Source organism: Actinomycetospora aurantiaca, from assembly GCF_037401875.1.
Taxonomy (GTDB): domain Bacteria; phylum Actinomycetota; class Actinomycetes; order Mycobacteriales; family Pseudonocardiaceae; genus Actinomycetospora; species Actinomycetospora aurantiaca.
This window is the reverse complement of sequence record NZ_JBBEGN010000001.1, coordinates 669,498-695,994: the sequence shown is the minus strand read 5'-3', so window position 1 is coordinate 695,994 and position 26,497 is coordinate 669,498. Positions and strand designations below refer to the sequence as shown.

Here is a 26,497-nt window from a genome sequence, read left to right as displayed (position 1 = left end):
CTGGTGCGTCGCGAAGAGCGCCCGGCCTCACCGGACGACCGCCGCACCCCCGTGGCGACGACGGCTGGCGGGCGACGTGGATGCACCTGCTGCTCAGCGGTCGCGCCCGCGCTCTCCTCGGTCGTGCCCTTCTTCCCCGACGAAGGGTGGCAGCGCCAATCCCCGGCGGGTGTTGACGACACCCGTCTCTCCCCCAGGGGTTCAGTGACCCTCGGTCCAGAAGCGGTGGAGGCGGGCAATCGCTTCGTCCTTGCTCATCGCCCTGACATCGCTCTCGTCCAGCCCGACCCGCGACATGAGCAGGGCGACGACCTCCGCGGGGAGGGCGATGTCGGGCACCGGAGGCGCCCCGCGGTCCGGCGCTTCGCCGTCCTGGACGCACGACCAGAAGGTCGCTTCGTCGACGTCGAGCTGATCGCGCAGGATGTGCGACCACAGCGCCTTGCCGTACGTCTGGCAGCCCGGCGGGTGGGAGACCCGGGTGCGGAGGACGCGGCCGTCGGGAAGGGCGAGCTCATAGGTGACGTGGTGTGTCCCGGTCCGGCCGCGTGCATCACGTACCGGCTGCCAGCCCTCGACACGACAGAGTCGTTCGTGGTCCTGTCGGGTCGGCGCCGGAAAGGTCACGACGACGAGCCGGTGAGCCAGGTCCGGAGTTGGTCGTCGCTGCTGAGACCGATCATCTGGACGAGGCCCCAGTGCTCACGGTGGTTCGGGGCGTCGAGGAGGTGGTCCTGCCAGTCCTCGGCGTAGTCCCGTAGCGCTCCCACCATCTCGTCGATCGCCTCGTCGAAACTCGCGCCGTCCGCCGCGACAGGGAGCCCGGGAAGAAAGACCGACCAGCCTTCGGCCTCGGGGACCACCTGTGCGCGAGCCGGGCTGAGCGTGGCGAGAAAGTGCCGTAGCCGTTCCACGTCGACCATCGCCGTGGTCGCTGCGTTCCGGCGCACGGTGGCCAGCCGACCTCGCTCGGCCGCGTCGAGGAGATCCTTGAGGTGTGCCCGGGCCTCGGAGTAGCTGTCGCAGTGGACCTCGGCCATAGCAACCTCCACGAGCGCGCGTACGTGACGTACCTAGCGTACGTTTCCTGCTGTCGTGTGCCAGGCCTCTTAGACCCTGGCGACCCGCACGCCCACGTGATCAACCATGCCGACTGCGCGACAGGCTTCGCTGATCAGCGAGACCGCCCGGCCGACCCCCAACGGCGTCCACTCGGTCAGCGTCACCGAGAAGGTCACCGTGTGAGGCGGTCCGTGTCCCAGCCACCACCGCCACGGCACTGCCTCTGCGAACTCCGGCGCGGTCTCGTCAGTGGCCCGCGGGTCGAGACCTTCTTCCGTCGGCGCGGCGCGTGAGAGCTGCTCCAGGACGTCGTCCCGCCGGTCGACCACTGCGCTCGCATCGCCGGAGTCGAGAGAGACGACGACCCGCGTCCGGCTCGCCGGAGGAGCGAAGGAGAACCAGTTCTCGGCGTTGGCGATCTGCCGGCCTGCCGGCCCCGCGACGCTGGTGGGGAGGTAGTACTCGTAGCCCTCGACGTCCAGAGTGCCGAATCGCCCGAGGGTCGTGGCGCAGGTGTCGGTGAAGGACGGGATAGGGAGGCCGACGACGTGCTCGTTGAGCGGACTCACCTGGAACCACCCGCACAGATCCCGACCTTCCTCGGTGAACGAAGGCCCGCCCGCGTCGTTCATGCCCCAGGCGGCACCAGCGTCGAGCCCCGTCGGAGTGAGGTGGCCGAGGAGTGAACTCAGCGCGTGGAAGACGCTGTAGGCATCCTCATCCGCTTGCGGTCGGTCCGCGTGGCGCGAGAGTCGCCCGAAGAGGCCCAGCGCCATCGAACCGACGGGTGAGGTCGCCATCGGGAATCAGGCCCCGCAATCCAGGAGGCGAACGGTCGTGTAGAGCTTCTCAGGGCTGTCGATCACGCCGACGATGTCGACGTCGATGACGCTCCTCCACTCCGTCGGGGTGCGATCGACGCAGGGGACTCGGGCGTTCGCCCGATACACGGAGCCCCCGGTCGCGGGACGAACCCGCTCGATTCCCGGGACACCGACGTCGGTCCAGACGCCTTGGCGATTCACCTGGAGCTGGACGGTCACGTCAGCGCGCAGATCGCTGTCTTTCGAGTACCTCCACCATCCGTGCGCGGAGGCGGGTCCGCACGGAGGTGGTCGTCGAGATGTGCACGAAGTCGCCTTCCGTCGAGCCCGGCACGAGACCCTGGGTCGGGGTGCCTTGCGTGCTGGCCTCGGCCGACTCCGCGACACCGATCATGAGGCTAACAACGGAGATCGCCACGAGAAGCCACGCCGCGACGAGGCGCGCGAGTCGAGGAGTTCTCCCGGACGTTCGTCGGACCATTCCGCACGTCGGGCCCCCGACGCGGTCGGCGACCGCGGTGAGGGTGTCAGCGAGTCTGGCGAGAGGAGAGCTCCGCATCACGGGCTACCTTCCGAACGGGGAGCCCGCCGGCCGGGCTCCTCATCGGCTTGGACCACGCCCGTCGCGAAACGGTTCCAACTGTCTCGGACTGCGCTCCGCCGTCGGGTTCGCGACGCGGTCGAGGACAGGCTGCGCCGATCCCGGCGGGAGCGGACGAGGGGCTGCACGAGTCGTCCTCGCTCAGGACCGCTGCCAGCCCAGGGACCGCAACATCGAGTGGACGGCTGCCTGGCCCGCGCCGACTCCCTGCACCCGCTCGGCCAGGCCGAGGAGCACCTGCGCCAACAGTTGGTCGGACTACGATTTCAGCGAGTCGAACGAGGGGTCGAGCAGGAGCGAGACGTCGTCGGCCGCCAGTTGCGCGACGCGGTCCACGAAGATCTCGAGACGGCGCGCCGCCCCTGATGGTCCAGGGGTGCACCCTCGGTGCGTCCACCTGGATGAAAGACGTCCTCGTCGCTAAGACTCGTCGTGTTCGGATCCGCACGCTCGAGCAGTCTCTTGACGCTGACTAAGGATGCCAGGAGAAGGCGTATCCGATGAGATACGCTAGGGCCGTGAACGGACAGGCGATAGCAGCTGCTCGCCGAGCGGCAGGGCTGACCCAGGCCGAGCTGGCTCGGCGGGTCGGAACGTCTCGAGAAACGCTCTCGGCCTACGAGCATGACCGGAAGTCGCCGACACTCGACACCGTGACCCGACTTCTCGAGGCACTGGACCACGAAGTGCGGCTCGTGCCTCGTCCCCGATTCGTCTCGGTTGAGGTCCCGCGCGGCCGTCCAGCCTCCGTCCCGACGGTCCTGCCTCGATTGGACGCGCGGCGTGCGCTGGCCACGGTGACGCTTCCCTTGCACCTGGACTGGTCGCCGTCACCCAGGGCCTTCGATCTCTCGGATCGCCACCAGCGGGCGCGCGCCTACGAGATCATCCTGCGCGAGGGCCTGCCGGAGGACATCCTGGCCTACGTCGATGGAGTTCTGCTGTGCGAGGTGTGGCCTGACCTGGTGCTCCCGCGACCCATCCACGCAGCGTGGGAGGCGGTGTTCGAGCAGGCGGGGGAGGCCGCGTGATGGCCGACGATGACATCCCCGCCGGCCTGACGCGCTTCCAGGCCGAGGTCGCGCGAGCCTTCTCGTCGCTGGCCGAGGCGTCGGAGTTCCGGTTGGCGGGCGGCAGTGCGTTGGCAGCGCTTCGTCTGTCCGACCGCCTAAGCAGGGATCTCGATATCTTCAGCTCTCATGGCACCGTGGACGACGCACTGGATGCCTTCCTCGCGGAGATCGAACGGCGCGGGTGGTCTGTGTCGATCGTCCGACGTGCGCCGACCTTTTGTCAGATGGAGGTGGGGACGGGGCAGAGGAGCGGGTGCTTCTCGATCTCGCCGTGAACGGCGCCGCCCTCCTCGCCCCAGTGCCCACCGCCGTCGGCCAGGCGTTCGATCCCGAGGAACTGGCGGCGCAGAAGGTGCTCGCGCTGTTCAGCCGGGCCGAGGCACGTGACTTCGTCGATGTCTTCGTGCTCTCGGAAAGGTTCGGGACCTCGCTGCTCCTCCGACGGGCGGCCGAGCTCGACAAGGGATTCGATGCCGCTGTCCTCGCCGAGATGATCGGCTCGCTCGACCGCTTCTCCGACGAGGACCTACCCACCGACCAACCAGGCGCCGTGCGGCGATTCTTCCGTGACTGGACGACCGACTTGCGCTCGTGAGTTCTCACGGCCGTCGACGGCTGGCTGCGCGGGGACCTCGAGGCGCCATGCAAGCAGCGCCACACCGCGCGGCGGGTCTGCTCCCATGGGCAGGGGCGTTCCTGCAGGGGCATCCGGAGGCCCGCTCCGTCGGGGAGGAGTACGCCGCGGAGTCGCCGCGGCCGCGGCCGCTCGATGGGTTCGAGACCGGCCGCTGGCTCGACCAGGCCAGGAGAAGTGGGGTGTTCACCAAGGGGCACGAGGTGTTCTGGACCGCGGCGCGCACGGCGAGGCCGCCAGCACGCCATGGCCGCGACCGTCGCCGTTTCGTCGTTCGACCTCCGCGTGCGCTTCACGGAGCGGCGGGGTCCGGCGCGCATCCCGGTCGGGGATCGACGTGGAGGCGCTCTTGCTGGCTCGAGTTCGAGGCATTGGTCCACTGACCGATCGGACTCAAGGTCTGCTCAGGTCGAGCAGGTAGACGGCCTCGTGATCGACCTCGGACACCTCAGGACTGACGTCGAGATCGGTGCTGTCCGTCGCCATCTCACGAATTCGGTCGACGGACCAGAGCCGGACGCCGTCCGGGAGGAGTGGCCAGAGGACACCGTCCGTCGACCACAGCAGGGGCTCGACCACGAGCCGACCCCGCGCCAGGACCGCTTCGCCGGACGGAGCCGCGCCATGCAGTACGGGCATCAGCGCCCCCGCGTCCACGATCGTCGGCGCCTGCGACGAAGGCCGGAGCACTGAGCCCGAGATCGTCGTGACGGGCACGCGGTCTCCCGACTGCGCGAAGCCCGGGGGGAACGCCCCGACGTCCATCGACTCCGGCTCCAACGCGAAGCCGAACTCGGCCGCACGTCCGACGGCGAGGTCGCCGTACTCGCCGTCAGCGACCATCCAGGCGGGTAGCACGGCCACGAGGTGCACGAGCGCCACCCTAGAAGTCGGCATCACGCCCGATTCATTTCGTCGGGACAGCGTTCCATCCCCTCGCAGTAGGCGGTGATCACGCCGGTAGGGCGGCCGTCAGGAGGCGTCCCGCGACGCGTGAAGGTGCTCGTGTCGACCACGACCCGCACTCGGAGGTCGAAGCCGCCTCCGACGGCGTGCGCGACGTACACCACGCGCGGCCCCTCGGGCGGCTGCTTGTTCTGCCTTCCCTGGATCGTCAGAGAGATAGCCCGGAGGCTGCAGAAATTGTGCTTCCAGCACGCTTTCGCATGGCCGAGCGTCTGGTCGCCGTTCCGCACCGGCACCTCGACGCCGTCCTCGTCACGCGGCAGCAGGATCAGTCCGAAGTACTCCTCGTCGGATATGGGGCGCGGGTCGGCTTCCGCGACACCTGCGGACGGCGCCGCCACTGCCAGCGCAGCCAACAGTGTGGCCGCCGTTCTTCTCGCGATCATCGTCATCTGACCTCCGGGTCCTCTACTCACTTGGAGTGAGCGAGGAGCCGACCGGTTCCAAGAACTTTGACAGCAAAGACCGGCTGAGCGACGGCGTCTGCCGCGACCGCGTCGGAGCCCTGGTCCTGTGCTCTTCGCCCCGGGTGCTCGCCGCGTGACACCTTCCCGACGACGTCCCCGGGCAGGTCCGTCCGCTACGTCAGCGCATCCGGCGGATGCGGTCGAGGGCAGACGACGACGGCGTGATGTCGCGGAGAGCCCGCATCGCGTTCGCGGACTCGGGCATCCCGAGCCGGTCGTAGTTGCGCGCGCGGTCCGTGAGTTCCTTGACGCTCGGCATCGCGGCGAGCGACTGCTCGTAGACCCAACGCTCGTGGTCGCGCTTCTGCTCGTCCGAGTAGGCCCAAGCGAACGCCTTTGGGATGGGCTGGGCCCGACGTCGCTCACGTCGCGCGGCCGCATCGGCCGCCTTCCGTCGCTCCTCAGCCTTCTTCGACAGCTGACCCACCGCGGCCAGAGCCACCAACCCGCCGATCATGACGCCTCCCCGACGATCAGTTCCGTTGCTCCCACACATCGCCACCAACGGAGATCCGTTACTGCTCCACACGGAAGGGCGTCCGCCCGAGTGAAACCGCACTGCTCGGCTAACCCGAGGCCGTCGCGAGCGCGATGGGCCCGGCATGACGGAGGTCCGTAGCTGGGCGGCAGGAGTCCTTGCCGCCGTCAGCGTCGCGATCGCGATCGGCGCCTGAGTCAGGTCCGCGTCGCTATCGACGACGCCCCGCACGGAGTAGGCCGGCCCTTCGTCGCCTCCAACCTACGACGCTCTCGCACGATGACCTTCGGACCCGGCGGCCGCGGCCTGCTGATCTTCGCGTCGAGGACACGACGAGACGGGTGGTCTGGCTATGACGGATGACGCCGGCACCCGCGACCTGGACCTGCTTCGTTGCCGCGGCCCGAGAGCAGGCGAGGGCACGATCACACGGGTCGGCGCCCGTGAGACCGTCCAGACGTGGGGGATACGCCGCTGGGCGCGCGTTCGTGGGCTGAGGCCGGCCATCGTCTCGGAACGCTGGTCCATGACGTGCTGGACGCAGGCCACGCGTTCCTCGTTGTATCAGCGGCGCAGGGGCGGTACGTCCAGATGCACGCCCATCCCGAGGGTGGTTGTTGGATCGAGGCGGACTCCGGTGCCTACTCGAGGCGCCTCGCGAACGAAGGCCACCGCGCTCTGCTCGCGCTCGGATAGCCACCGGTTGACGACACCCGACGGCCGTCCACCAACTACGGACTCGACGTCGACGCTCCGGTCGACGTCTACCGACTCGTCCTGTTCCTGACGTGCACGCTCGCGCAGGCCTTCGACGCGAGTCCGGAGGACCTCGGCTATGTCGCTTCGGCCTGCCGTTGCGAGGCCTCCATCGACGAGTGATCGGCGCTCCTGAAAGAGGTACCCGAGCGCCTCCTGCGTCGCGGTCCCTTCGGGTCGCGCAGCTCATCAACCAAGGCATTCGTGACCACGGGTCCGCGCCGCGGCAGTGGTCGGAGGCCATGACGGGACGCCTCAACGTTGGGTCGATCGCGGACCTGAACGCTCAGCGCGGTCCGAACCAGCTCGGAGAGGACCTCACCGACCGCACGCTTCTCCCGTGCAGCACGCTCACGGACTACGATCATGACGTCGTCGTCGATGGACAGCGTGGTGCGCACGCACGGATGCTACGTGTCGGATCGGCCCCTCTTCCGGACAATTCACATGAGCGGCCGCCACGCACTCATCGACGCCCGCCACACTTCAACAGACTTGACTGCCCCATCGCTGTCCTCGACGGCGGAGACCACCAGTTCGCGGTCGTCGGGTCCGAAGGTGGCGGATCGAGAGCCGGAGGGATTGGCCGGGTGGTAGGGCCCGCCGACACTCCATCGAGCGACTTCCAACGCGACGCGCAGCTCCGCGAACGCCACGAGGAATCGCTCAGGCAGCTCGTCGACAGCGGCAGCAATGTCCTCGCCGACCGGCTCGACGCGGTACACCCGCTACATACCGGCCTTGGCACGGGTGACAGCGAAGGGCTCATCGGACGGCACCGGTTCCCCGCTGAAGAAGGCTGCCGCGCGACGGACCATCAGCTGGAAGGCTTCGGCATCAGACTGCGCGATGGCCTGCCTGCGCCAGTTCTCGAGAGTCGAGTGCAGGGCCGCGAGGTCGTAGTCGCGTCGGGCCTGATCGAGTGCGCCTTCGTAGGCGGCGTCGAAGACGGCCTTGTCCTCAGACAACAGCGCTGCCCGGATCGAGGCGGGCGACGCGCCTCGCGCCAGCGAGCCTCGCCGCTCGGGCCGAGGGGACGTCGACGTGGTCACGGCATCACCGTAGCGGCTGCACCCGACAGCCACGGCCGCTTCGGCAACCAGCCCGGCATAGGGACGCCGCGGTGCGGTTGCCAGCTCACACCTCGTAGACGAACTCCACCCCGACTCCCACGCCCACACCCGTGCCTCTCGCCCTCTCCTCACGAACCTCGAAGTCGGTGATCCACCACGCCATGACGGACGACGCGGCGACTCGAATGGCCGGCGGATGCAACGACGGCCCGCTGCTGGCGGCCAGGGAGACGTCCGCGAGACACAGCGTGTCGGCGTCAGCTTCAGGTGCTTCGACAGCAGCGAACCCAGGGGCGACGGCCTCCTGCGCGCGCTGGACCCGCTCAGCCTCGGGGATTCGGGACCGCCGGGGCTGCTTGACAGCGAGCACGGACTGGCACATGGAGTCGAACGACGCTTGGAGGAAGATCTCCGAGCTGACCGGCCGGCCCTGGATGAGCCAGCTCCCGACCAGCAGGTTGATGACGCCGGGGCACGCCTCGCCGGCCTCAGCGGACGCGATGATGCTCGCCAGGCGCGGGTCCGGGACTGCAGCAGCAACGGGCGGGGCGAGTCGGGTCTCGATGGTCACCGGTCCTCCGATCAAGGTCTAGATCGGACATCGCCTCGGTTGAGATCTTGTTACAGGCCTCGCCCGTCGGCAGGCATCGCCGCCGTGGCAGGCGCCGTCCCGTGCCTGGGGGAGTGGACGAGGGGCTTTACGAGTCGCTGCGCGCGGCGGTACTCGAACGGCGTCTCGAGCCGCTTCCCCGACGATGCGGCGGTCTTCCGACTCTCGACGCGACGGCGGCTCCCGACGTCCTCGCCGGTAACGTCGCCGAGGTCGTCCGTCGTGCCCTCAGCGCCAACGGCGACAACACCGGTTGTCCGCCGTGGTCAAACTGGTTCTGACCCCGGGCGGTCGAGCGAAGCAACGGTCGTTTGGCCACGTTGCCGTCGGAGTAGGTCAGTGAGCTCGTCAACCCTGAGCCACGCGACCGTGCGGTGAATCATTCGATGACAGTTCGAGCAGATGAGGGCGAGGTCGTCGAGGCGAGTTCTTACAGGGCCGGATTCATGAAGGGGAGTGCGGTGGTGGCACTCGATGTAGTCTGCTCCTCGGTCTCCATAGGTAGTTTCAAAATTGAAGCCGCACGCTTCGCAGGCGATTTCACGACCTTGTCGACGCGCGTCTGCGATCTTCCGACGCCTAAGCGATGCGCTGCGCTCGCGACGAAGGTGTGCGCGGAGGACTGCACTGCCCTCGTTAGCGGAGACATCGAGTAGGTCCGGGTCCTCGATACTATGCGGACCGTCGCCCCACTCTCGTAGTGCCACCTCTATTGCTCGAGCCTCGTCTCGCATCTCCGAGGGTCGGGCGCGGAATGCATCAACCACCTCGATATCGAGTCGGTTACCGTTCGTGCGGCGGTGGCCGGGGAGACATGAGACAAGGTCGCCGGTCTTGCGCTCAACACCTGCGGGATTCCGAAAATCCGAGGTTCGACCTTCCAGTGGATGGATTGCTCTAGATTGCAAGAGTCGCGACAGTTCGACGACTTCCGGTCGTTCTTGTGCGACTGTTCGCCAGTCATGTGCTTCGACGAGTGCGCAGGCCAACACTATCTCGTCACGCGTCCACGCAGGGTTGCGAACGAAGCGGACGCTGAAGCCCAGAGCCCGGAGTAGGTCCGCGACGGTCTTCTCCCCGCCGCTGAAGTCGCTGGCGCGCCAGGGTCTATCTCCACTGATTCCGTGCGCGTATCCGACAATTGCTTTCGAATCGTACAGATTTCCATCGTGCTCGAGAAAGTAGCTCTTAGCGTGACCGAAGCCCGTTGCCTCAAGGAACTGGTCGCGGCCCAGGCGGTCGAATTCTTGGAGGGCGGCGGTCACCGCGGCGCCGGTCACGTCATCGAAAGCCACCGTAGAATCTTAGACGACTGGTGCTCCCGGCTGTCGGAGTCGGCCTCTGCGCAGTCGGGGGAGCGTCGACCTCTCGCTGGCGGGCTGTGCCTCGTCGTCGGCATCGTCCACAACCGCATCAACCAGGTCGCTGCTGGTCGAACGCTTGCCGCCTGGTCGGTCTGAAGCGATCGCCGCAGCGGGACTGAAGCCTCGCTGCCGGCTCGGAGCCTGCCCGTCTCTGGGCCGGCATCGGACCGCTCGACGACCACGACAGCTTCCGCGGGGAGTCAGCGGAGGCGCGGCGTCAACTCCGAGTCTCGCCGAGGCTGCCGATCCACGAGCCGTGCGTCGTCGACCGCTGCGGGCAGGCGCCCGGCCTCAAGCGTCCTGCAGGGCTCCACGGGCCACAGCTCATGCGAGCGGCGATCCATGGAGCGATCGAACGCCCTGTCTTCTCCGTCTCCAGCGGGGCGGGCGCTTCTCGGTCTTCGCAACGGCACCCTGCTACCGATCGCACCCAGTACTGTACGGAGCGTTGTGTTGATCTTCGACCAGTCGAACGAGTTAGGCAGTGCGTTCACGCGGACGGGTGGGGTTCTTCTCGGCGCCGGTCGTAGATCCGGCTAGTGTCGCGCCGCTGCGTAGGAGCGGGCGATGGGGGTCGATGTGAGCGGTGGCGTGTCCGACGAAGAGGTCGAAAAGGCGTACAAGGTATTCCTCAAGTACGCCGACATCGACTCCCCGCAAGAGGTGCTCAACGACATTTTCGAGGGCCGGTCTCCTGAACTGATCGAGAAGCTGCGTCTCAAACATGAGGCAGAGACCGTCCGTATTCGTGATCTCGACGAGCCACCGTCAGTCTGGCGCAACGGGCGCATCACCTGGTACCTCGGGCCCGACATGGTGAAAGACCGCAACTGGCCTGCCATCAAAGCCTCGATGGACCGGAAGAACTTCGGCCAGAGCAATATCGAGTCTGTGGATGAGAGCTCGACCAAGGTCCTGTCTCTGTTGGATCATCCCAAGCAGGACAAGTACCGGACACGTGGGCTGGTCGTCGGCTTCGTACAATCCGGCAAGACGACCAACTTCACCGCAGTCATGGCGAAGGCCGCCGATCGTGGATACAAACTGTTCATCGTCCTCTCTGGCATCCACAACACCCTTCGCCGCCAGACCCAGCTGAGGTTGGCCAGGGACCTCGTCAGGTCGAACCCGGACCGTTGGCACGAGGTGACGACCGATCAGCACGACTTCGTTCCGCCTGGGAATCCCAAGGCGTTCTTCGCGGCGAGGGACCAGCATCTCCTGCTGGTGGTCAAGAAGAATGCCGTGGTCCTTCGCAAGCTGAGCAAGTGGTTGGCGTCTGCAGGTGAGTACCTCGACAAGTGTCCCACGTTGATCATCGACGACGAGGCCGACCAGAGCACCGTGGCGACAGCGAAGATCAATCCTCTCCTCTACGGGCTGCTCGACAGGTTCCCCAAGGTTGGGTACGTCGGCTACACCGCGACCCCGTTCGCGAACCTGCTCATCAACCCCGCGGACGAGTCGGATTTCTATCCACGGGACTTCATCGTCAATCTTCCGCAACCGACCGGTTACCACGGCGGCGAGGTCCTCTTCGGGCGAGAGCTGTTGCCCGGCGAGGACGCGTCCGACCTCGACGGTGGCTACGACATGATCCGGTCGGTCCCCGATCCGGAGATCGACGAGCTCAAGCCACGGAACAAGAAGGAGGCCGCAGACTTCCAGCCGGGCATGGTGCCGTCCCTCCGGCGCGCGGTCGAATGGTTCTGGCTCGCGACCGCGGCTCGGCGCGTCCGCGGCGGGGGAAACCCACACTCCTCCATGCTGATCCACACGACCACCGAGACGGCCGTGCACGAGCGCTTCAAGGAGCCTCTGCTCGAACTTCGGGCTCGGATGTTGACCGGCCTCGACAAGGGCGACGCGGCCCTCCTGGACCGGCTCGCTGCAACGTGGGAGGACGAGACGGATCGGGTGCCGGCGTCCGACTTCGGCGAGACCGCTGTGGCCTTCGATGCGCTGCTTGAGCAGCTCCCGACGGTGGTGCTCGACACGAAGGTCGTGATCGACAACTACAGGAGCACCGATCGTCTCGACTACGAGTCGGGACCGGTCACGGCCATCGCGGTCGGCGGGAACACCTTGTCGCGAGGTCTCACGCTCGAGGGCCTGGTGTCGAGCTTGTTCGTGCGGGCCGTCACGGCGTACGACACGTTGCTCCAGATGGGACGTTGGTTCGGCTACCGGGACAATTACGGCGACCTGCCCCGCATCTGGATGACGAACGAGCTCCGAGGTTGGTTCAGCCACCTTGCGACGGTCGAGGCCGAGATGCGGCAGGACATCAACCGCTACATGAACCCCGGCGTCGACCCGCTCAACTTCGCGGTCCGCCTCCGGACGCACCCCAAGATGAGCATCACCGCCAAGGCCAAGATGACGAGCGCCGTCAGGGCCTCCGCCGCCTACGGTGGTCTCCTCGTCGAGTCACGCTTCTTCGACGTCGGCCCGGGCGCAGGCCAATGGCTGGCCCGCAATGCCTCGGCCGCACGCAAGCTGGTGGAAGCGGCATTCAAGGACGGCATCGAAACGAAATCGCACGTCGAGTCGGCCTTGTTCACGCAGGTTCCGCACGAGGACGTGCTGGAGTTCCTCGACGACTATTCGTTCCAAGAACGGTCGTCGGACGCCAACAGTGCTCGCATCTCTCAATACATTACTCAGAGAGTCAGTGAAGGCGCTCTCGGGCGGTGGAGTGTGGGAGTCATCGGCAACTCCCGGTCGGGCGCCGACACGAAGACATGCAATTTCGGCAGCGGGGTGGAAGTGCGGATGGTCAGGCGAGCTCGCCTCGCCTACGACGCCGACGACTTCGACGGTATTGCCGACATCAAGACCCTCAGTAGCCGCCGCGACGAAGCACTCGACCTCGTCACCGACAGTCCGAGCTCACTGAGCCGCAAACAACTCGTCGCGCTCCGCATGAAACAGCGGCCCACTGAGGGACTGCTGCTTCTCTATCCCATCGAGCCCGAGTCGGAGCCCACGAGCAGGAATCGCGTGCCCCTCGACGCTCCGACCGACGATGTCGTCATGGGTGTCGCCCTCGTCTTTCCCGACCCGATCGGCAAGGACTCCGAAGTCGAGTACGTGAGCGCCGACCTCTCCCAGGTTGCTCGGGAGGAAGAGGACGACTCCGTGCTTGAGCAGGAGGACGAGTGAGCCCGAGCGCGACGGAACTCGAGGAGCTCTGGGACGTGGCGGGGCGGAGATCGTCCTCGGCTCGTTTCAGATCCGCGGAGGTCGGAATCGTCACGCCCCAGGGTCCCGTACTCATCGCGGTTCGGGACGACGGTACCAAGCACCTGCTCGTGCCCGTCGATCCGAAGCACACGATCAAGGAGGACCTCGACGGTCGGGCCGTTTCGCTGAGGAGGACCGTTCTCGAGGACGAGACGAGTCTTCGCACATACGCTGCACTCGGTCTGGTGGACGACGCTCTGTCGGACCTGTTCACCACGCTCTGTGCTGAGGTACTGACGCGTGTCAGTTCCGCGCCACACCGTGCTCTCCCAGTGCTCCGTCGGGCTCTCGACGAGTGGCGGGCCCTCCTGTCCGGAGCTCGCCGGGCGCTCGGGCCGGCCGAGCAGGCAGGGCTGTTCGGCGAGCTCCTGATCCTGAAGGCTCTTGTCACGAAGGATCCGGGGGCGGTCGTCTACTGGACCGGACACACGGGAACGTCGCAGGACTTCCACCGTGGGAAGGTGGCGGTCGAGGTCAAGACCACCACCTCAGTAGAAGGCCGTCAGGTACGGATCCACGGTGTCGAGCAGCTTGACACCGACGACTCGGTTCGGCTCTTGCTCGTGTGGATGCGCGTGAGCAACGGCGGAGGTCGATCGCTGCCCGACCTCATCGACGAGATTACCGAACTCGTCGACGATCCGCCGGGCTTCGTGGCAGCCCTTCGCGAGGTCGGGTACGCAATCACCGACCGCGAGGTCTACTCGCGTCAGACCTTCGAGCTGGTGGAGCAGGCCGTGTACGAGATCGGAGCCGGCTTTCCCCGCATCACCACCTCGGACCTCAGCGGCGACGCCGCACTGGCCGGACTCGACAACGTGCACTACGACCTCGACCTGAACAGTCCTCCGGCCTCCTCGAGCGTCGTCGATGTCGACCCGGCGCGTGCGCTCCTGGAGCTCTTGTGATCTCGCCGCGATGGTGGTCACAGCCGTTCCCGCCGACCGGAGCGATTGCTTCCGAGGGGATCCGCAATCAGCTCGGTCGGCCACCGGTGGACCCGCTGACGGTCTTTGTACGAGAGACGGCGCAGAACTCCTGGGACGCGCGATTGCGAGAGGCAGAAGTTCCGACCACCTACCGCCTCGAGCTCACCTCCGTGGCTCCGACGCACCGCCCCGTCTGGGAACGCCTCCTCACCCCACCCCCCGCAACCGAACGGCATCTTGGTGTGGGCCGCGTGGTCCGCACCCCGAATCTGCGGCTTCTCTCCGTCGTCGATCGCGGAACGAAGGGCCTGGGCGGACCGACCCGAGCCGACCAGCTGGCCACTGGACGGAAGGACTGGGTGTCGTTCGTCCTCAATGTCGGGGAGAAGCGTGACACGGAGCAGGGAGGCGGTACCTACGGGTACGGCAAGGCCGTCCTCTACCGCATGTCCAAGGTCGGGACGATCCTCGTCTACTCGCGCACCGATGAGCCCGGGCGCGGACTCGAGTCGCGTCTCATCGGGATCGCTCTCGGTGATTCTTTCGACAGCAGCGAGCGTGTCGACGCCGGAGCGCGGCCCTTCACGGGAAGACACTGGTGGGGCGAGGTCCAGGGAGATCACGTCGAGCCCCTGCGCGGCCCCGAGGCGGACCGTGTCGCGCGAAGCCTCGGACTGCTTCCGTTCGCCGAGGACGAATCGGGTACGACGTTGATCGTGCTCGACCCCGATCTCGATGAGTTCGACGACGACTCTGACACGGCGGCAGATCACCTGGCGAACACCATCGCGTGGCAGCTGTGGCCGATCATGCTCCCGGAGCGGGGAGACGATCGCCTGGCTGCGGAGGTCGTCTCCAACGGATCCGTGTTCCGGGTGCCGGACCCTGCCGCCACCTATCCGCTCGACATGTTCGTCGCCGCGTACCGCAAGCAACGTGATGGACATGGAACCGTCCTGGAGTGCAAGCGTCCGCGGCGTGCGCTCGGCCGGTTCGCGGTCCAGCACGACTTCGTCGTGCCCATGTCGAAGGACTCGGTGACGCTCGCAGCCGATTGTGCGGGTGTACCCGGCGACCCGCACCACATCTGCCTGATGCGATCACCCGAGCTCGTCGTGAAGTACCTGAGCCAGACCGAGACCGGTTCCGTCAACCGGGCCTACGCCGGAGTGTTCCGAGCCGTGGACGAGCTGGACGACGTCTACGCGGCCGCCGAGCCCCCGACGCACGACAACTGGGTACACGAGCAGCTGACCGGCAATGATCAGACGTTCGTCCGGACGACGTTCCGGAGGATCAAGGAACAGCTGGACGAGTTCCGTACTACCGAAGTCACCACGAGCCGGGCGGAGAGCGGAGTCGCGCTGGGTGCGGCCAGCAGCTTCCTCGGTGGCATCGTCGCGGCTGCCTTCGCCCAGCCCGACGACGGAGTCGGGGGCGCGGGATCCCGAGGCGGCGGGCGAGCGGTCGGGTCAGGGAACGGCTCTGGCGGAGGGCGTCCCTCCCCGGGACGCCGACCACGGATCTCCGCCTTGACCGAGCCGATCGTCGACGAGCGTGCGGGCCGAGTGGTCCTGATGCAGAGGTTCTCGGTCAGCGGCCCCGGCCCGGCGAGACTCGAGGCCAAGTTGTCGGTCGGGCTGGGCAGTCGCGCGAGGGAGGACGACGCTCCGGCCGGTGGCCGGCGTCCCGAGATCCTCGCGTGGTCGACGCCGGACGGAGAGATCGGTGGAGACCACTGCGTCGTCGCCACCCCGGCAGAAGTCGGTCTAATTGTCATCCCGGTCCCCGACACGGTCACGGACATCGCGGTCCTGGCGACCAAGAACGAGGAGGGTGCATCGTGAGTCGGGCTTATCCGTACCGACGGCCTCCGGTGGATGTGGTCGCCGCCGGGCCGTGGTTGATGGCAACGGCCTCGGAGTTCGTCGAGCTATCGGCTGAACTCCCGGACTGGGACTACGACTCGGTCCTCCGCCTGCGGCGGCCGATGCGGGTCGACGGCCTTCGCGCGCGGCGCTCCACCGGACTGGGTCCGGACTCGACCTTGGTCCTGTCAGTTCTCTGGTCCTCGTCCAGCTCAGGACTTCGGGGCCGTGTCTGGCAGCAGGTCCTGCCTGCGGATGACGAGATGGAGGTCGAGATCGCGTTCGATCTGCCCGGTGACGAACTCGGAGGGCAGCTCGACCTCGAGACCGTCGTGACGCTCGGGTACCGCGGCATCGAGGTGGAGTCGGCGGCCGCCCCTACTCGGCCCGGCAGCGTCCTTTGGCGGGATGTCCGGTCGGCCCTCCTCCAGGGTGACAACGTCCTCTTCCCGCTCGCGGTGGCGGATTTCCAGCAACTCGTCTATCCCACGGGCGCTTCCTGGCACCTCGAACTCGGACAGAATCTCGACGCGCAGGCGCTCGGATCGATCCTGCTGCTGGCGAACAAGCGGCGGGAGGCCGTCGTCAACGCGCTCACCTCTGCCGGCGACCCGTCTGATGCGGACCGGAGGGTCCTGTCCGTAGTCCGCTCCGACGTGATCCGCTCGCTGATCGAGCGCGCGATCGTGGACGACGTCTTCGACATGGAGGAGGACTATCCGGCGGGATCCATCGGAGCGCTGCTGGTTGCGGTCGTGCGCAACACCTTCCCCGACCGTACGCTCGAGATGCTGAGGCGGGAGCGGTCCCATGAGCCCATTCGCTTCGCCACCCGCCTGCAGAGTGCGACGGACCTGCTGGCCACCGCATGAGCAGCATTCTGTATCCGAGGCTCCTGGACGGGGCGGCGTCCGAGCTGCACTACCGGTACTGCCGCATGTCGATCGACGACCTAGGCCGACATGCCGCCTTCTCCCATCCGTCGGCCATCTTCGCTGCGACGGGCGGTCAGCGCGTCCCGGGTGAGCATCTACGTGAGCTGCGTGGCCAGATAATCGAGTTCGCAATCCAGACGGGTTTTCCGACCCCCTCAGGTGACCACGCGGTGTTCGACCGACAGGTGGCACAGCTCCTGCACGAGCGCTGTGGGCTGGTCGCGGCCGAGGCTGCCGTGCGGTCGATCTGGGCGTTCCTCGCACTCGTGGTTCTCCCGGACGTGTCGTACTGGAGATACCCGAGGCCGCCCGAGGAACGGATCCTTGCCACTGACATCACGCGCCACGTGTGGGGTCGCCTGTGGTGGCGCTCTCATCTCCTCGTGCTGCCCGAGGCCTACGGCGATCGCTACCGGCTCCTGGGCGTCCTGGGCGAGTCGGACTTCGACCAGATCTACGCGCGACGTTCACTGTTGGGAGGCAGCCGGACCCTCATCAGGGCGCTGGTCGATACGTGGCCGAGCATCGATCGCGGTGGTCTGCCCAGCAGACTCGTGCTCAGAGACCTGTTGAAGCGGCTGCTCCGCGCCGGAGCGCTGGTCGAGTTCGATGCGTTGGACATCGGCGAACTGACCGCACAGTTGCGATGGGAGGCGACCCAGTCCGTGGCCGAGTTGAAGCGTCTCGGCTGAGGTGCGGGGCCGCGGACTAGTCACTCCGGCCGGCCTCGGCCGAGCCCGGTGCTGAGGTACGCAGCGTGTTGACAAACCTGCTTAGAGACCGCTGCAGGCCGAGGCGGGCGGATGAGAGGGGCTGGACCTTGAAGAACGGCCCACTGCCCTCGTCCCGGGCGGTGAGTGAGCGCATGAGCGCAGCTCGCCGACGAGACACCCGCCCGGAGCTCCTCGTGCGCAAGGAGGCACACCGGCGCGGGCTGCGTTATCGAGTCGATGCTCCGATACCGGGCATGCCCCGGCGCCGCGCGGACCTGCTCTTTACGCGGGCCGAGGTGGCGGTGTTCGTCGACGGCTGCTTCTGGCACGCATGTCCCCTGCACCGGACCTCACCCAAGGCCAACGGGAGTTGGTGGGCGGCGAAGCTCGAGAAGAACGTGGCACGGGATCGCGACACGGATAGGCATCTTCAGACTCTGGGATGGGTGGTCCTCCGCTTCTGGGAGCACGAGGATGCGGTCGTAGTCGTCGACTCGATCGAGACGGTCGTCCAGCGTCGGCGCGAGGCCCGGCAGTGACATCGAACGTTGCCGGTCTCATGGCCGCGGCGCGCCCCCAGCTTGGCCAGGGACCCTGCATGAAGGGCCTCAACAGCCATGCGGCACCGTGGGCACAGGCTGCCCGGCCGGTCTGACGCTGGGCATTGTCGGTGGGGGCGAATAACATGGGTGTCATGAGGCCGCTGACCGTGATCGACCTGTTCGCAGGGTGCGGTGGGATGACCCAGGGTTTCGTCGACCAGGGGTTCACCCCCGTGCAGGCCGTCGAGTGGAACCTGGCCGCCGCGGCCACGTACGCATCCAACTTCAGCGAAGACCACATCTACTGGGGCGACATCGCCGACTTCGGGGACGACGACATCCCCGAGGCCGACGTGGTCATCGGGGGGCCACCTTGCCAGGGCTTCTCGAACCTCGGCAGCAAGGACGTCGACGACCCTCGGAACCAGCTGTGGAAGCAGTACCTGCGCTTCGTGCGGGTGGCTCAGCCCAGCGTGTTCGTCGTGGAGAACGTGGCGAGGTTCTCGAGGAGCGCCGAGTACCAGCTGCTGCATGATGAGGTGAAGCCCGGAGGCATGATTGAGGGCTACCACTTGGAGTCCCGTGTCCTTCTGGCCGCCGACTACGGGGTGGCACAACGGCGGCCGCGGACCATCCTGATCGGCTCGAGGGTCGGCCGCGTCCCTTTACCGGAGCCTACGCACTCAAATCTGCCACAGCTTGGGATGGAGCCCTGGGAGACCGTCCGATCCCGCATTTTCGGCCTTCCGGAGCGGCCGGACACGTCTGACCTGCCCGAGATGTACGTCGAGCATTTTGGGCGCGTTCTTCCCGGCGAATTCAAGGCTCGCGACCTTCATTTCGGTCGCCGGCCGAAGGAGATATCGCTCCAGCGGTACGACTGCGTGCCGCCCGGAGGCGGTCGCTTCGATCTCCCCGACGAGCTGCTCCCCAACTGCTGGCGGAAGAAGGCGACCGGAACCACGGACGTCATGGGCCGGATGCGCTGGGACGCTCCGTCTCTGACGATTCGTACCGAGTTTTTCAAGCCTGAGAAGGGTCAGTATCTTCACCCTCAGTGGGAGGCCGAATCTTCGTCGCGACGCGTCAATCGGGTAATCACCCATCTCGAAGCATCGTATCTCCAGGATTTTCCCGAGAGCTACAAGTGGTGCGGCTCGAAGGTTGAGATCGCCAAGCAGATCGGCAACGCTGTCCCAGTTGGGTTGGCGTCCAATTTAGCCGCCCATCTTAAGTATTACCTGATGAGGGATGGAGGAATGGACGTGCGCGAGACTGGCATGTTCGCCGATTCCGAGGTGTCAGGTGTGTAGGCTCAGCGTGTTGTGTCAGTTATGTGCATCACTCCAGCTTGCTATTAGTCGCCTGCAGGCAGCTACGATCACTATCCGATGGGGCCCAGCGTGTCTGGAAGTAAGCGAGACATAGTTCAGATGTCGATGCTAGACGTTGAGGCGGCTGAAGCGCAGATCGTTGCACAATCTAAGCGCATCGAGTTTTACATCACTGAACTGTCCATCGAGATTCTCGCTCAGAAGATGCGAGACGGTGAGTACGAGGTCCCACCCTATCAACGGGAGTTTACCTGGGAGGCGATCAGAAAATCGCGATTCCTTGAGTCTCTCCTTATGGGTCTTCCGATTCCTTTCATATTCTTTTGGGAGATGCCCGACGGGCGACTTGAGATCGTAGATGGCTCGCAAAGACTGCGAACTTTGGAGGAGTTCCTCCTGGGGGACTTCCGTCTTGGTGAGCTTGAGCAGCTAAGTGCTGTCTCAGGGTTCGGGTTCAAGGATCTTCCCGCGTCCCGGCAGCGTAAGTTTCGCAATCGCTCTATTCGCGGAATCGTTCTGAACGAACATGCTGATGAAGCCGCTCGCTTCGATATGTTCGAGCGCATCAACACGGGAAGCAAGATTGCGAATCCGGCGGAGTTGCGTCGAGGCGCTCTGGGCGGGCCATTCATGCAGCTTGTGATCACACTCGCTCGAGACGAACGGTTCGTGGAACTGACTCCCATGTCGGCCAAGAGCGAGAAGGAGCGCGCCCGAGAGGAGCTGGTGGCTCGATTTTTTGCTTACGGCGACGGGTTAGACGGGTACCACGACCGGCCGAGCGAGTTCGTTTTCGAGTACGCGAAGATCATGAACAAGAAATTTGCAGCGGACCCAGAGCTGGCCGATTCCTATGCGGAGCGTTTTTTCCGTATGGTTTCGTTTGTCGACAGAAACTTCCCGTACGGCTTTAAGAAGAACGCTCGCAGTCAGGCCACTGCTAAGGCGAGGTTCGAAGCCATCGCGGTCGGGTCCTACCTGGCGATGTCCGCGAAGCCTGAGCTCGCGACTGTCGATTCAGCCGAGTTGGCAGTCCCATCTTGGATTAATTCGAACGCTTTCGTCGAACGCACCAGCTCCGACGGTGCCAATGCAGTCGCACGACTTCGCGGTCGATTCGACTATGTGCGAGACCGCCTACTTGGACAGGCCGAATGAGTGAGAACGTGAGCGAGCTCATTCAATTCTTAGACGAGCGAATCAGCGAAGTTCGTGACTATATAGAGTTGCTTCGCGCTATTGAACAGGAGGCAGCCACCGGTGTTCCGCGCCTTGAACAGTCCAAAGCGCCCATCACGGTTTCTCAACAACGAGTGCTTGCCTCCACTGTGTATCTCCAACTGTACAGCCTCACGGAGGCCCTAGTCAGCAGGTGCCTTGAAGCTCTTGGCGGAGCCTTGGAAACCGGAGGATGGCAGCCGACTGATCTCGCCGAACAATTGAAGCGGGAGTGGGTTCGCCATATGGCGCGTACTCACACCGAGATGTCGCCCGAGAGGAGACTCGAGAACGCCATGATCCTGTGCGAACACCTAATGGGTCAGCTTCCTCTTGGCAAGTTTGCGATTGATGTTGGTGGAGGTGGGAATTGGGATGATGAAGAGATTTACAGACTCGGGCAACGTCTAGGCTGCAACTTTCGCTTTGCCGCAGAAACGCAGGCCGCAGCTAAGCGTCCGATACGGGACAGCCTTGGCGCGCTGAAATTGGTACGTGATCGACGCAACAGGCTAGCTCATGGATCACTGTCTTTCCGTGAGTGTGCTGATGGTGTAGCGACAGACGAACTTACGCGTACTACCGACGCCCTAGAAGCGTATGTACGTGAATTTGTCTCGAGTTTTATCGTTTTCATTGAAAGCCACATGTTTGTGCTGGAAGACCGTAGGCCCAGCCAGGAAGCCGGATAGGCGTGGATACCCTAAGCCCAAGCATTTCCGCAGTCGATCTGTTCTGTGGTGTAGGTGGGTTGACCCATGGACTAGCTCGGGCTGGGGTCGATGTCCGCCTCGGCGTTGATGTTGATCCGGCATGCAAATTCCCCTATGAGGAGAACAATAACTCGCGGTTCCTCGAGAAGGACGTCGACGAGCTTAAGGTATCTGAAATCGCAAGCGAACTATCGAAGGGTCGGTACTCGCTTCTAGCTGGCTGTGCTCCTTGTCAACCCTTTAGTACCTATAGCCAAGGGGACAGAGGGAAATCGCGGGGGCAGGACTGGCGCCTCCTGAGGCGCTTTGGCACTTTGGTGGAGCAGCTACAACCGGACTTCGTTACAATGGAGAATGTTCCACAGCTGAAGTCTCATAAGGTTTTTCAAGATTTCATCCTAAGTCTACGCGGGTACGACCTGCGCTCGGCGCGAATTCAGTGCTCCCGCGTCGGAGTTCCGCAATCGAGGCAACGTCTGGTCCTGGTCGCCTCCCGGCACGGGCCCTTAGGGAGGGGAGTCGACGCAGAAACAAGTCTGGCTCCCACGGTTCGGGAGACAATTGGCAAACTCCCTTTGCTCCGCGCCGGGGAATCCAATGCGGTAGACCCGCTTCATATCTCTCCCCAGCTAAGTCCGCTCAACATGCAAAGGATACGGGCTTCTGCTCCAGGAGGTACTTGGAGAGATTGGGACAAATCGCTACTTTCTCACTGCCACCAGAAAGATACAGGTGCAACTTACCCAAGCGTGTATGGCCGCATGGAGTGGGACAAGATAGCTCCTACGATCACAACCCAATGTTTCGGGTATGGTAATGGACGATTCGGTCATCCAGACCAAGATCGAGCTATCTCTCTGCGTGAAGCTGCTATGCTGCAGACGTTCCCGGAAGAGTACAAGTTCGTCCGCTCGGGCGAATTGGTTCGATTCAACCGTCTCGGGCGATTAATAGGCAACGCTGTTCCGGTGAGACTCGGCGAAGCGATAGGAAGACTTATTCGAGAGGAGGTTGATCGGCTCTTCTCCCGCTCTTACTGAGAGTTCTTCCTCAAGATGCCAATCTGTGTTCTGCTCACCCTTTGGCGTTAGTCCTCCGAGTGACGGCCCTTCAGGTGCCCAGGGTCTTCGGGAACGTCTCCAAACGCTCGCCGCACGCCCTTGACGACCGTCCACCCGACAGCGGCGTTCCCGGCCGCGCCGATCCCTGCGCCGATGCCGAACGGTGCGGTTCGGCCGAGCACGAGGATCCCCTGCTTTTGGCCGTACTTCGTGATGAACCGTCCGCCGAGCACGCGGTTGACCTGGTTGATCTTCGTCATGGGGATCGCGTCGACCAGGAGCCGACCCCAATGCTTACCCGTTCGTCCCGCCGCCTTGGAGACGAACGTCGAGCCGCCGTCGCCGAGGAGGAGGGAGAGGAGGAGGGTTCGCCGCCGTTCGACGTCGGCGATGTGGACGCCGTGTACCTCGGCGTAGGACAGCGCGAAGAGTGCTGCCGCCTCGAGTGAGGTGACGGTCTCGCCCGCGCTCATCGCGAGGGACGCAGCGGTTCCCACTCCGGGCGCCGCAGCCGCCGCGCCCACGGCCGCACCTGACCCGGTTACCGCCGCGAGGTACTGGCGCTCCAGCCTCTTGCAGATCTCGCTCGCGGATTCCTCGGGGTGGCGCTCCCGGAGCTTGCGGACGTGAGCCGCTACGAGCGGTTGCTGGAGATCGATCGCGCGGTCGAGCAGCCGGAGCGCTCGTCCCGTCTGCTGCTCGTCGTCCGGAGTCGGCTCGTCGCGTGCTTCGTCGATCGTCACTGTGCGTCCCCCTCGTTCAGCGGCGTGCCGCGATCATGCCGAAACCGTCACGTCGGCCTCGCTGGGGCCCACGCCGACGATGGTCGATCGCGTGGCGGTTGTACTGCTCGCGGCTTGGCCAGCCGGCGCCGAACGTCTACCCGACTGCAGGGCGGCTCGAGCGTCGCTCCTCGATCCGGGCCTCAGCGCGGCGGGCGCAGCACAGCAGGTCCAGTCGGCGGTGATCGACCGACCGCGAGCCGCCAGGCCGTCGTGCCCCTACGCCAACGCGGCCGCGGTCGTCGCCATCTCCCGGGATGCCTCGACTCCGGCGTCGGGTCACCGGGCCGCGGCACGTAGCCGAGTCGAGCACGCGACGACCACTCGTGGTGGTCGTGTCGTCGAGGAGGAATTGGCACACTGCACGAGCCACCGAGACGCGAGGAGGTCGACGATGCGCCCGCCGCTCCGGGAGGCGACCGCGGCGCCATTGGTCGTCGGATTCGTACTCGCTGGCGTCGTGGTCCTCGCGATGGTCCTCTATCGACCGGTCGCCGACCGTCCGCTGGTCGACCTCACCTCGGCCAGTGTGTGGCCCCCGGTCGGCACCTGTCTCGACCTCGGGAAAGTGCCCGGCGGAGCGCTCGTGCCGTGCGACCAGGAGCACGATGCGGAGATCGTCGGGACCGCGGTGATCGCGCCTCCGGGAACCCCACGACCGGAGGACGGGTCCCCCATCTTCCGGCCCGCGAATGGGTGTGCGGGCGTGCCGCCGGTGCCTCTGGGGTTCTCGATGCGGCACCTCGGGGTCCAGGTGCCCGACTGGACCACCCGGTCCGCGACCGGGCCGGTCCGCGCGCTCTGCGTGGCGGAGCCGCTCGACGGAGGCGCGACTCGCGGAAGGGTGCGATGAGCGATCTCCACCTCCGGGTACCTCCGGTTCCGCGGTGGATGGTCGCGGACTCGACCCGCGAGGTGTTGCTGGCCGTCTGCGTCGGGCCGCTCGTCTGCGGGGCGATTGCGGGCGCCCTCGCGCGCTGGGCCCTGCTCGAGGACGACTCGGGCGCCCTGGCGTGGGCCGTGATCCTGCTGCTGCTCACCGTCTTCGGGGCCTGCGCGCCGACGCTCTACGCCGCCTACCACTTCTCCGAGGACCTGGCGCGCTTCGCGGTGCGACGCTTCGAGGGCCTTCTCCACGTCGTGCCGGCGATCGTGGGCTCGTGGACCATGCTCCTGGCCGGCTACACGGCGGCCACAGGACCGAATGCCTGGTCCTTGGGGCTCGTCGTCGCTCCGGTCCTGGCCGGAAGCCTCGGCTCGCTCGCCTTGAGCCGCGCCGAAGCTCGGCCGCAGGTGGCCTACGACGAGAACGACAACGACGTCTGGGTGCGGCGGGCCCGCCGGATCGGTCTGGTCGTCGGGGTCGTCGTCGGGGTGCTGATCGGAGCGTTGGCCGACGGGTGGTTCGGCGCCTGTGCCGGGGCCTACTGCGGGGCGTCGGTCGGGCTTGCGGGGGGAGCCGGTGTCGCCGAGCTCGTGACGCTTCCTCGTGAGCGGTGGGCGCGGCGCGGGGATGCCTTCGGGTCGCTGGCGTTCGGTGTCGGGGCGCCGCGGGCGCGACCGTCGGGGCCCTCGGCGTGGCGGCGTCACTCGGCGCGCCAGCCTGGGTGGCCGCACTGGTCGGGTTCCTGGTCGGCGGCCTGGTGGTCGGGGGTGGAGTCGCGGCCGCGGCCGGTGGCGCCTTCCGGTGGCCTGCGACCCGGGCGACCGTCCCGACGACCGGCGTCCTGCTCGGCCTGGGCGTCGCAGCCGGCCTCGGGAGTGCTTCGGCAGCCCGACCCTCGCTACGTGCTGGCGCCGGTGACCGGCGCGGTCGGCTGCGGCTGGGCGCTCTTCGTGATCGCAGACTTCTGACTCAGGAGGCGACGCTCAGGCGTCACTCTCCGCGCGAGCGCCCGCCACGGCCGTCCGGACGGGAATCCCATCGACGAACCGCGGCCGCGGGATCAGGTCCGGAAAGGCGTTCACGACGACGAGGCCGTCCACGGCCGGGTGCTGCGCGTAGCGCACGAGCCGCGCGCCCAGCTCGTCGTCGACGCCCCCGAGCGCCGGCACCACCCCGAGCGACGCCTCGACCCGCGGGAAGGGCTCGGCGACCAGCAGGGGGAGCCGGTCGCCGCCGCCCAGCGCGTAGTCCCGCACGATCACCAGCCCGGCACCCGCGAGGACGAGCGCGAGGGCGGCGAGGACCGACCGGTGGTCGAGGTGCGGGAAGGCCGAGCCCTCGATCAGCTCGACCACACGCTGGGTCAGCAGTTCGACGTGCACGCGCACCTCCGACCGCCCGGACAACAGGGACGGCACGATGATGCGGCACGGAGGGACGACACACGAGCCCCAACCGTCACACGGTGATCGCCTCCACGGGCGCCGGGGGAGCGGCGACGATCGGCGGCGGGGTGGTCGCGTGGCGGACGGCCCAGGCCAGGACGTAGTCCGCGATCTCCTCCCACCCCGGCGCGGCGGGCAGCAGGTGGGGCATGCCGCCGAACTCGACGACGTCGGTGATCGTCGACTCCGCCTTGTAGTGCGCGGCGTTCGACCACTGGACCTTCGGCGGCATGATGTTGTCGCGGCTGCCGGCGACGAACAGCAGCGGCGCGCGGTTCTCGTTGTGGTAGTCGACCCACGTGCCCTGGTGGCCGGGCGTGAGGTTGGCCAGCGCGCTCTCGAAGATGATGTTGCCGGACACCGGCACCGCGTACCGCTCGTAGAGGGCGCGCGCATCGGTCTCGGGGAAGGTGTTGGTGAAGGCGTAGTTCCAGTGCTCGAAGTCGTAGCGGATCGCCCGGTGCCGGTTGGCGGGGTTCTTCAGCACCGGGAACGTGGCCTTCACCTGCGACAACGGCACCACCGGGACGCCCTCGGTGGGTGCCGAGTTCATCGCGACGCCGACCGCGCCCAGCCCGTGGTCGAGCAGGATCTGGGTGAACGCCCCGCCGGCGGAGTGCCCGATGATGATCGGCGGGGTCGGCAGCGCGCGGACGACCTGATCGAGGTGCTCGACGATCGACGACGCCGTGATCGCCTCGACGGGGGAGGGATCCGCGTTGAGCGACTCGACCTCCACCTCGAAGCCCGGGTAGCTCGGCGCGATCACCCGGTACCCCTGGCTCTCGTAGCGGGCGATCCAGTGCTCCCAGGACCGCGGGGTCACCCAGAAGCCGTGGACGAGCACGATGGTGTCGGGCGCATCAGTCATGCGGTGACGATAAGTAGTCGCAACGTCACGTCCTTGACCGACGATG

Annotated in this window: 28 protein-coding genes; 14 read left to right on the top strand and 14 right to left on the bottom strand. The window is 66.2% G+C overall.

Translation table 11 applies throughout. The annotated features are described in order from the left end of the window. Nucleotides 1–201: 201 nt before the first annotated feature. The 3 genes from WCD74_RS03165 to WCD74_RS03155 form a co-directional block, all read right to left on the bottom strand. Nucleotides 202–627, bottom strand: a complete 426-nt coding sequence (locus WCD74_RS03165; RefSeq protein WP_337693360.1) for a cytotoxic translational repressor of toxin-antitoxin stability system — start codon at nt 625–627, stop codon at nt 202–204. After that, complete coding sequence (locus WCD74_RS03160; protein WP_337693359.1) at nt 624–1,040, bottom strand: RelB antitoxin-like protein; 417 nt, start codon at nt 1,038–1,040, stop codon at nt 624–626. The genes WCD74_RS03165 and WCD74_RS03160 overlap by 4 nt, the downstream gene beginning before the upstream one ends. A 69-nt stretch (nt 1,041–1,109) precedes the next feature. Further along, nucleotides 1,110–1,838, bottom strand: a complete 729-nt coding sequence (locus WCD74_RS03155; RefSeq protein WP_337693358.1) for a hypothetical protein — start codon at nt 1,836–1,838, stop codon at nt 1,110–1,112. A 1,167-nt stretch (nt 1,839–3,005) separates the two neighbouring features. On the opposite strand from WCD74_RS03155, the gene WCD74_RS03150 reads away from it, so the two are divergent. The 3 genes from WCD74_RS03150 to WCD74_RS03140 are packed head-to-tail and all read left to right on the top strand — an operon-like array spanning nt 3,006 to nt 4,155. Beyond that, entirely contained in the window at nt 3,006–3,518 is a 513-nt protein-coding gene (locus WCD74_RS03150) for a helix-turn-helix domain-containing protein (RefSeq protein ID WP_337693357.1), read from the top strand. Next, nucleotides 3,518–3,835, top strand: a complete 318-nt coding sequence (locus WCD74_RS03145) for a nucleotidyl transferase AbiEii/AbiGii toxin family protein (protein ID WP_337693356.1) — start codon at nt 3,518–3,520, stop codon at nt 3,833–3,835. Before WCD74_RS03150 ends, WCD74_RS03145 begins: the two co-directional genes overlap by 1 nt. Next, a complete protein-coding gene (locus tag WCD74_RS03140) occupies nt 3,814–4,155 on the top strand; it encodes a nucleotidyl transferase AbiEii/AbiGii toxin family protein (RefSeq protein WP_337693355.1) in 342 nt (113 codons plus the stop codon). Before WCD74_RS03145 ends, WCD74_RS03140 begins: the two co-directional genes overlap by 22 nt. Nucleotides 4,156–4,587: 432 nt before the next feature. On the opposite strand, the gene WCD74_RS03135 is transcribed toward WCD74_RS03140, so the two are convergent. The 8 genes from WCD74_RS03135 to WCD74_RS03100 form a co-directional block, all read right to left on the bottom strand. Then, on the bottom strand, nt 4,588–4,911 hold the full coding sequence (locus tag WCD74_RS03135; RefSeq protein ID WP_337693354.1) for a hypothetical protein: 324 nt from the start codon (nt 4,909–4,911) through the stop codon (nt 4,588–4,590). 179 nt (nt 4,912–5,090) lie between these two features. Then, nucleotides 5,091–5,552: a hypothetical protein gene (locus WCD74_RS03130; protein WP_337693353.1), complete on the bottom strand. Its 462-nt coding sequence runs from the start codon at nt 5,550–5,552 to the stop codon at nt 5,091–5,093. A 193-nt stretch (nt 5,553–5,745) separates the two neighbouring features. Next, a complete protein-coding gene (locus WCD74_RS03125) occupies nt 5,746–6,084 on the bottom strand; it encodes a hypothetical protein (RefSeq protein WP_337693352.1) in 339 nt (112 codons plus the stop codon). A gap of 854 nt (nt 6,085–6,938) precedes the next feature. Further along, on the bottom strand, nt 6,939–7,262 hold the full coding sequence (locus WCD74_RS03120) for a hypothetical protein (RefSeq protein ID WP_337693351.1): 324 nt from the start codon (nt 7,260–7,262) through the stop codon (nt 6,939–6,941). 42 nt (nt 7,263–7,304) lie between these two features. Beyond that, nucleotides 7,305–7,586, bottom strand: a complete 282-nt coding sequence (locus WCD74_RS03115; RefSeq protein ID WP_337693350.1) for a hypothetical protein — start codon at nt 7,584–7,586, stop codon at nt 7,305–7,307. A gap of 3 nt (nt 7,587–7,589) precedes the next feature. Further along, nucleotides 7,590–7,913, bottom strand: coding sequence for a DUF6247 family protein (locus tag WCD74_RS03110; protein ID WP_337693349.1), 324 nt, complete (start codon nt 7,911–7,913; stop codon nt 7,590–7,592). Between the two features lie 85 nt (nt 7,914–7,998). Beyond that, entirely contained in the window at nt 7,999–8,505 is a 507-nt protein-coding gene (locus tag WCD74_RS03105) for a hypothetical protein (RefSeq protein WP_337693348.1), read from the bottom strand. Nucleotides 8,506–8,810: 305 nt separating this feature from the next. Beyond that, a complete protein-coding gene (locus WCD74_RS03100; RefSeq protein WP_337693347.1) occupies nt 8,811–9,839 on the bottom strand; it encodes an HNH endonuclease in 1,029 nt (342 codons plus the stop codon). 636 nt (nt 9,840–10,475) lie between these two features. Here WCD74_RS03100 and WCD74_RS03095 point away from each other — a divergent pair. The 10 genes from WCD74_RS03095 (at nt 10,476) to WCD74_RS29910 (ending at nt 22,446) form a co-directional block, all read left to right on the top strand. Further along, a complete protein-coding gene (locus WCD74_RS03095) occupies nt 10,476–13,073 on the top strand; it encodes a Z1 domain-containing protein (RefSeq protein WP_337693346.1) in 2,598 nt (865 codons plus the stop codon). Beyond that, nucleotides 13,070–14,062 carry a PD-(D/E)XK motif protein gene (locus WCD74_RS03090; RefSeq protein WP_337693345.1) on the top strand — a complete coding sequence of 331 codons (993 nt, stop codon included), beginning with the start codon at nt 13,070–13,072 and terminating at the stop codon, nt 14,060–14,062. Before WCD74_RS03095 ends, WCD74_RS03090 begins: the two co-directional genes overlap by 4 nt. Nucleotides 14,063–14,334: 272 nt before the next feature. Then, complete coding sequence (locus tag WCD74_RS03085; protein ID WP_337693344.1) at nt 14,335–15,930, top strand: hypothetical protein; 1,596 nt, start codon at nt 14,335–14,337, stop codon at nt 15,928–15,930. A gap of 29 nt (nt 15,931–15,959) precedes the next feature. After that, nucleotides 15,960–16,823, top strand: coding sequence for a hypothetical protein (locus WCD74_RS03080; protein ID WP_337693343.1), 864 nt, complete (start codon nt 15,960–15,962; stop codon nt 16,821–16,823). Continuing rightward, nucleotides 16,820–17,578 (top strand): DUF6339 family protein, encoded by a 759-nt coding sequence (locus tag WCD74_RS03075; protein WP_337693342.1) that lies wholly within the window; start codon nt 16,820–16,822, stop codon nt 17,576–17,578. The genes WCD74_RS03080 and WCD74_RS03075 overlap by 4 nt, the downstream gene beginning before the upstream one ends. Before the next feature lie 173 nt (nt 17,579–17,751). Next, complete coding sequence (locus WCD74_RS03070; protein ID WP_337693341.1) at nt 17,752–18,138, top strand: very short patch repair endonuclease; 387 nt, start codon at nt 17,752–17,754, stop codon at nt 18,136–18,138. 155 nt (nt 18,139–18,293) lie between these two features. Next, nucleotides 18,294–19,454 (top strand): DNA cytosine methyltransferase, encoded by a 1,161-nt coding sequence (locus WCD74_RS03065; protein WP_337693340.1) that lies wholly within the window; start codon nt 18,294–18,296, stop codon nt 19,452–19,454. A 120-nt stretch (nt 19,455–19,574) separates the two neighbouring features. Then, entirely contained in the window at nt 19,575–20,633 is a 1,059-nt protein-coding gene (locus WCD74_RS03060; RefSeq protein ID WP_337693339.1) for a DUF262 domain-containing protein, read from the top strand. An 8-nt stretch (nt 20,634–20,641) separates the two neighbouring features. Continuing rightward, nucleotides 20,642–21,385 (top strand): MAE_28990/MAE_18760 family HEPN-like nuclease, encoded by a 744-nt coding sequence (locus tag WCD74_RS03055; RefSeq protein WP_337693338.1) that lies wholly within the window; start codon nt 20,642–20,644, stop codon nt 21,383–21,385. Nucleotides 21,386–21,387: 2 nt separating this feature from the next. Next, nucleotides 21,388–22,446, top strand: a complete 1,059-nt coding sequence (locus WCD74_RS29910; RefSeq protein ID WP_373696022.1) for a DNA cytosine methyltransferase — start codon at nt 21,388–21,390, stop codon at nt 22,444–22,446. Nucleotides 22,447–22,493: 47 nt separating this feature from the next. Here WCD74_RS29910 and WCD74_RS03050 read toward each other — a convergent pair whose 3' ends face one another. Continuing rightward, nucleotides 22,494–23,210: a hypothetical protein gene (locus WCD74_RS03050; RefSeq protein WP_337693337.1), complete on the bottom strand. Its 717-nt coding sequence runs from the start codon at nt 23,208–23,210 to the stop codon at nt 22,494–22,496. 888 nt (nt 23,211–24,098) lie between these two features. Here WCD74_RS03050 and WCD74_RS03045 point away from each other — a divergent pair. Then, complete coding sequence (locus WCD74_RS03045; protein ID WP_337693336.1) at nt 24,099–25,103, top strand: hypothetical protein; 1,005 nt, start codon at nt 24,099–24,101, stop codon at nt 25,101–25,103. Nucleotides 25,104–25,118: 15 nt separating this feature from the next. On the opposite strand, the gene WCD74_RS03040 is transcribed toward WCD74_RS03045, so the two are convergent. Together WCD74_RS03040 and WCD74_RS03035 are read right to left on the bottom strand one after the other, a co-directional pair. Further along, nucleotides 25,119–25,517: a hypothetical protein gene (locus WCD74_RS03040; RefSeq protein WP_337693335.1), complete on the bottom strand. Its 399-nt coding sequence runs from the start codon at nt 25,515–25,517 to the stop codon at nt 25,119–25,121. 76 nt (nt 25,518–25,593) lie between these two features. After that, nucleotides 25,594–26,451, bottom strand: coding sequence for an alpha/beta hydrolase (locus WCD74_RS03035; RefSeq protein WP_337693334.1), 858 nt, complete (start codon nt 26,449–26,451; stop codon nt 25,594–25,596). Nucleotides 26,452–26,497 lie beyond the last annotated feature (46 nt).